Genomic DNA, 5,476 nt, shown 5'->3' with positions numbered 1-5,476 from the left:
CAATGACGATAACCCCTGGGGCCACGGTTGTGGCGGAAAAGCGTGTTGTGAAACGCAAGTTTCACAGTGAGATGTCGATGCTGATGGTGCTGGTCGGCATTGCCCTTGCCTTCGAGATCCTCGGCTGGGTCTTCGTCGGCAGTTCGTTCCTCGGCAACGAGCAGCGCCTGTCGATCATCATCCTGCAGGTCTCGGTGATCGGCATTCTTGCCGTCGGCGTCACCCATGTCATCATCACCGGCGGCATCGACCTGGCCTCCGGCTCGGTGGTCGGGCTGGCCGCCATGGTCGCCGCCTCGCTGGCGCAAAGCTCGACAGATGTGCGCGCCCTTTATCCCGCACTCACCGATCTTTCGCCGATCTGGCCGATCCTCGCCGGCCTCGTCGTCGGCCTGCTGGCCGGCTGGTTCAGCGGGCTGTTGATCGCCAAGACCGGCATTCCCCCCTTCATCGCCACACTCGGCATGATGGTCTGCGCCAGAGGTGTGGCCAAGTGGTACACGATGGGACAGCCGATCGCGCTTCTAACCCCGGAGTTCACCTGGCTCGGCAAGAGCTTCATTGTCTTCGGCTTTCCCGTGCCGCTGCCGGTGCTCATCTTCCTGGCCGTCGCCGTGCTCTCCCATATCGCCCTCGGCTACACGCGCTACGGCAAATATACCTATGCGATCGGCTCCAACCCCCAGGCGGCGCGGGTCTCCGGCATCAATATCGGCGGCCATCTGATCAAGGTCTATGCCGTCGCCGGACTGCTGTCGGGCCTGGCCGGAGTGGTCACGGCGGCGCGGGCCGCATCGGCCCAGCCGACCATGGGCACCGCTTACGAACTCGACGCCATCGCCGCGGCCGTCATCGGCGGAACATCGCTTGCCGGCGGTTCCGGCCGCATCACCGGAACGCTGATCGGAACCATCATCCTCGGCATCATCACCTCAGGGTTCACCTTCCTGAAGATCGGCTCCTATTACCAGGAGATCACCAAGGGAACCATCATCGTCCTTGCCGTCGTCATCGATCAATACAGGCGATCAAAACAAGCAAGAGCGTGAAAAGACTGCGGCAGAGCAACGTCTATGGACATGACCGGACCGGACCAATCCGATGATGTGGACGTCGCGAAACTTCACGGCAGCCGCAAAGCGGCAACTGATAGGGCAGAAAACATGGCAAACATCGACCTCAACAGCGATCTCGGCGAAAGCTTCGGTGCATGGGCAATGGGTGACGATGTTTCGATGCTGTCGATCGTCACCAGCGCCAACATTGCCTGCGGCTTCCATGCCGGTGACCCGGCTGGCATCCTGTCCGTTTTGAAGGAAGCGACAAAACGCGGCGTCTCGGTCGGAGCCCATATCAGTTACCGCGATCTCGTCGGGTTTGGTCGCCGCAACATGGATCCGTCCAGCGCCGAACTCGTCGGTGATACCATCTACCAGATCGGCGCTTTGCAGGCTCTGGCAATAGCCGCAGGCACCCGGGTGCGCTATGTGAAGCCGCATGGCGCACTGTACAACACAATTGCCACTGATGCCCGACAAGCCTACGATGTCAGCACCGGTATCAAGGCGGTCGATCCCTCGCTCGCCTTGCTGGCGCTTTCCGGGGCGCCCATCGTCGAGCAGGCGCGTGCGGCCGGGCTGACGGTTATCTGCGAGGCCTTCGCCGATCGGGCCTATAACGCCGATGGCAGCCTCGTCAGCCGCCGCTTGCCGGGCTCGATCGTCCACGACCCGGAAATCATCGCCAAGCGGATGCTGCGGCTTGTGGCGGACGGTCGCATCACGGCGATTGATGGCACGGACGTAAGGCTCGAAGCGCAATCGATCTGTGTCCATGGCGATACTCCGGCGGCCGTCGCCATCGCTCAGAGATTGCGCGAAGCATTGATGAGCAATGGCGTCGGCCTCAAGCCTTTCACGGATGTCGACCATGACTGACAAGCTGCGATTTCTGCCCGCCGGCAGCCATGCCTTTCTCGTCGAACTCGACGGTCTGGAAAAGACGCTGACGCTGCTCGATCGCCTTCTGGCCGATCGGCCGGAGGGGGTCGTCGAACTGGTGCCTGCCGCCCGAACGGTGATGCTCCGCTTCGATCCGCATGTGACGGATCGGGCACGGCTTTGCGCGCATATATGCGCGCTTGATCTCGGTCATCGCAGCGCTCGCCAGGGCGAGACGATCGAGATCCCGGTCCGCTATGACGGCGAGGACCTTGCCGAAGTAGCTGAAATCCTCGGCTGGTCGGTCGATGACGTCATCCGCCGCCACACGGAAGCCACCTATACGGTTGCCTTCACCGGTTTTGCTCCCGGCTTTGCCTATATGACCTCGGACGATCCGGACTTCGACCTGCCACGCCGCAAGAGCCCGCGCGTGCGCATTCCTGCGGGTTCCGTGGCGCTCGGCGGCAAATTCGGCGGCGTCTATCCCTCGGACAGTCCAGGCGGCTGGCAGCTCATCGGCACAACCCCATTGAAGATGTGGGACATCAAACGACCGCGCGCCGCACTTCTGGCCCCGGGCGACCGCGTCCACTTTCGTGAAATCGCAAAAGGCGCCCTGGTTGCAGCTGCCGCTGTACCGGAGCCTGAAGCCGTGCAACCCGCGGCAGGGCTTTTCGTCACCCGCGCCGATCGACCCGCGCTGTTTCAGGATCTCGGTCGGTCCGGCAGCAGTGACCAAGGCGTATCGGAATCCGGCGCGCTCGACCGTGCTTGCCTGATGGAGGCCAATCGGTATGTCGGCAATCCGCGCAATGCAGCTGTCTTGGAAATTGCTTTCGGCGGCTTCGCCCTCAAAGTCGATCGACCGGTCACGCTCGCCGTGACCGGTGCACCTGCGCCGCTTGATATATCGACCGAAGACGGTCGTTCCGTCGCCGCACCCTTCGCTCAGCCCTTCGCGCTCGATGCCGGCGACGAACTGACGCTCGGCTTTCCCACGGAAGGCATGCGCAGCTACATAGCGTTGCGCGGCGGTTTCGCTGTCGAACCCATTCTCGGCTCGGCTGCCACCGACACCTTGGCAAAAGTCGGGCCGGCACCGGTTACGGCAGGCGATGTCCTGGTGCCGGCCAACACACCCGTCTCTGCCGTCGATCCCTTCCGGCACGACACACGAGCGCTGCCCAGAGCCGGAGATACCGTGACTCTTGACGTTGTCCTTGGCCCGCGAACCGACTGGTTCACAGCAAAGGGTATCGAGACACTCACAACGCAAATGTGGCAGGTGACAGCTGAATCGAGCCGCGTCGGCATGCGGCTCGCCGGAGCCGAGCCGCTGGAGCGGAAGGATGCCGCCGAATTGCCGTCGGAGGGCACCCCCCTTGGGGCAATCCAGGTGCCGCACAGCGGGCAACCGGTGCTCTTCCTGGCCGATCATCCGTTGACTGGCGGCTACCCGGTGATCGGTGTCGTGGCCAGCCACCACCTTGATCTCGCCGGCCAGATCCCGATCGGCGCCAACATCCGCTTCAATGTCGTCGCCGCATTCGATGCGCTCGTCAGGGAAATCAACCGATGAAAAAATTGCTCATTGCCAATCGCGGCGAAATCGCCATCCGCATCAGCCGCGCCGCGCGCGATTATGGCGTCGCCTCGGTCGCGATCTACTCGGATGCCGATGCTGCCTCGCTCCATGTCGACCTTGCCGACGAAGCCTATTGCCTGGGCGCCGGTCGCCCGGTCGACACCTATCTGAATATCGGAAAGATCCTGGAAATCGCGCGACGGGCCGGCGCCGATGCGGTCCATCCCGGTTACGGATTCTTGTCCGAGCGTGCCGAATTCGCCAGCGCCGTCATTGATGCCGGCCTCATCTGGGTCGGTCCCAAACCTGAGGTGATCACGGCGCTTGGCGACAAGGTGGAAGCACGACGGATCGCCGAAAAGGTCGGGGCGCCTCTTGTCAAAGGATCGGACGGTCCTCTGGCCACCGCCGAGGAAGCTATCGCCTTTGCCCGGCAAGCCGGTTTGCCGCTGGCGATCAAGGCTGCCTTCGGTGGCGGTGGCCGCGGCATGAAGGTCGTTCATCGCATTGAGGATGTCGGCGAATTCTTCGAATCCGCCGTGCGCGAGGCGAAGGAAGCCTTCGGGCGCGGTGAATGTTATGCCGAGCAATTCCTGGAAAAACCACGCCATATCGAGGCGCAGATCATCGCCGACAGCCACGGCAATACGGTGGTGCTCGGCACTCGCGATTGCTCGCTGCAGCGGCGCAATCAAAAGCTGGTCGAAGAGGCGCCGGCACCGTTCATCTCCGAGGAGCAGCGCAGCCGCATTCACGATGCCGCCAGGGCGATCTGCGCCTCGGCCGGCTATACCGGCGCCGGTACGGTTGAGTTCCTTCTGTCGCAGAATGGCGTCATTTCCTTCCTCGAGGTCAATACTCGCCTGCAGGTCGAACATCCGGTGACGGAGGAAACGACTGGTGTCGATATTGTCATTGAGCAGCTGCGCATCGCCGATGGGCTGCCGCTGTCGGTCACGCAGACACCTGGCCCACGCGGCCATGCCTTCGAGTTCCGCATCAATGCCGAGGATCCGGGCCGTGGGTTTCTGCCGACACCGGGGTTGATCACGGGTTTTCGCGCTCCGTCCGGTCCTGGCATCCGGCTCGACAGTGGCGTCGAAGCCGGCTCCGAAATTCCCGGCCTTTATGACTCGATGATGGCCAAACTGATCGTTACCGGCGCGACCCGCGAGGAAGCGTTGATCCGCGCCCGCCGGGCACTTGCCGAGTTCAAGATCGAAGGCGTCGCCTCCGTGCTGCCGTTCCACCGGGCCGTGCTGGAGGAGCCGGCCTTCACCGGCGAGGATGGGTTCAAAGTCTTCACCAACTGGATCGAGACAGAGTTCCGTGGAGTCGAGCCGGCTCCGCGAGTTGATCCGGTGGAAGGCGGGCTGCTGCGAAGCTTCATCGAGATCGACGGCAAACGCCATGCGTTCGCCCTTCCGGCTGGGCTGCTTTCGGGCGCTGCGGTTCCAAGAACGACGTCAGGCCCTGTATCCGCCAGTGCAAACAGCAATGCGCTGACGGCGCCGATCCCCGGCACCCTGCAAAAATGGAACGTCGAAGATGGCGCGCACGTTGCCGAAGGCGAGGCGGTCGCCGTGATCGAGGCAATGAAGATGGAAACCCGGGTGCTGGCGCCGAAGGCCGGTCGCATTTCCATCAAGGCCGCACAAGGCGCGGTGGTCGCGCTCGGTGCGGAGCTGGCAACGATAGAGTGACGGATAGGCAAATCGGATGGTGAGCATTCTCGACACGATCAATCCCGACGCCAAGCGCGTGCGCCATCCGGAAAAGGCGCATCGGCCGGATACGGAAGTCATGCGCAAGCCGGACTGGATCCGCGTCAAGGCGCCGACCTCCAAAGGCTATGCCGAAACGCGGGCGATCGTGAAGGAGCATAAGCTCGTCACCGTCTGCGAGGAGGCAGGCTGCCCGAATATCGGCGAGTGCTGGGACAAGAAGC

At 63.0% G+C, this 5,476-nt stretch carries 4 protein-coding genes and 1 pseudogene; all 5 read left to right on the top strand.

The genetic code is table 11. The features are described 5' to 3' along the window. The first annotated feature begins 71 nt into the window (after positions 1-71). Positions 72-1,049: an ABC transporter permease gene (locus tag CO655_RS32725; protein ID WP_348628173.1), complete on the top strand. Its 978-nt coding sequence runs from the start codon at positions 72-74 to the stop codon at positions 1,047-1,049. A 114-nt stretch (positions 1,050-1,163) separates the two neighbouring features. Beyond that, positions 1,164-1,937: a 5-oxoprolinase subunit PxpA gene (locus tag CO655_RS32720; RefSeq protein WP_097609225.1), complete on the top strand. Its 774-nt coding sequence runs from the start codon at positions 1,164-1,166 to the stop codon at positions 1,935-1,937. After that, a complete protein-coding gene (locus CO655_RS32715; RefSeq protein ID WP_097667951.1) occupies positions 1,930-3,522 on the top strand; it encodes an urea amidolyase family protein in 1,593 nt (530 codons plus the stop codon). Before CO655_RS32720 ends, CO655_RS32715 begins: the two co-directional genes overlap by 8 nt. Continuing rightward, positions 3,519-5,231 carry a biotin carboxylase N-terminal domain-containing protein gene (locus tag CO655_RS32710; RefSeq protein ID WP_097609222.1) on the top strand — a complete coding sequence of 571 codons (1,713 nt, stop codon included), beginning with the start codon at positions 3,519-3,521 and terminating at the stop codon, positions 5,229-5,231. The genes CO655_RS32715 and CO655_RS32710 overlap by 4 nt, the downstream gene beginning before the upstream one ends. Before the next feature lie 16 nt (positions 5,232-5,247). Further along, positions 5,248-5,476 (top strand): annotated as a pseudogene (locus CO655_RS32705) (lipoyl synthase); the annotation flags it as partial.

It is taken from the genome of Rhizobium sp. M1, assembly GCF_002531805.1.
GTDB lineage: Bacteria > Pseudomonadota > Alphaproteobacteria > Rhizobiales > Rhizobiaceae > Rhizobium > Rhizobium etli_C.
This window is presented reverse-complemented; position numbering and strand designations above follow the sequence as displayed.

Excerpts from the sequence above, each read along its gene's own strand:
- CO655_RS32720 (WP_097609225.1), top strand. The coding sequence starts at position 1,164 with ATGGCAAACATCGACCTCAACAGCGATCTCGGCGAAAGCTTCGGTGCA.
- CO655_RS32710 (WP_097609222.1), top strand. The coding sequence starts at position 3,519 with ATGAAAAAATTGCTCATTGCCAATCGCGGCGAAATCGCCATCCGCATC.
- CO655_RS32715 (WP_097667951.1), top strand. The coding sequence starts at position 1,930 with ATGACTGACAAGCTGCGATTTCTGCCCGCCGGCAGCCATGCCTTTCTC.
- CO655_RS32725 (WP_348628173.1), top strand. The coding sequence starts at position 72 with ATGTCGATGCTGATGGTGCTGGTCGGCATTGCCCTTGCCTTCGAGATC.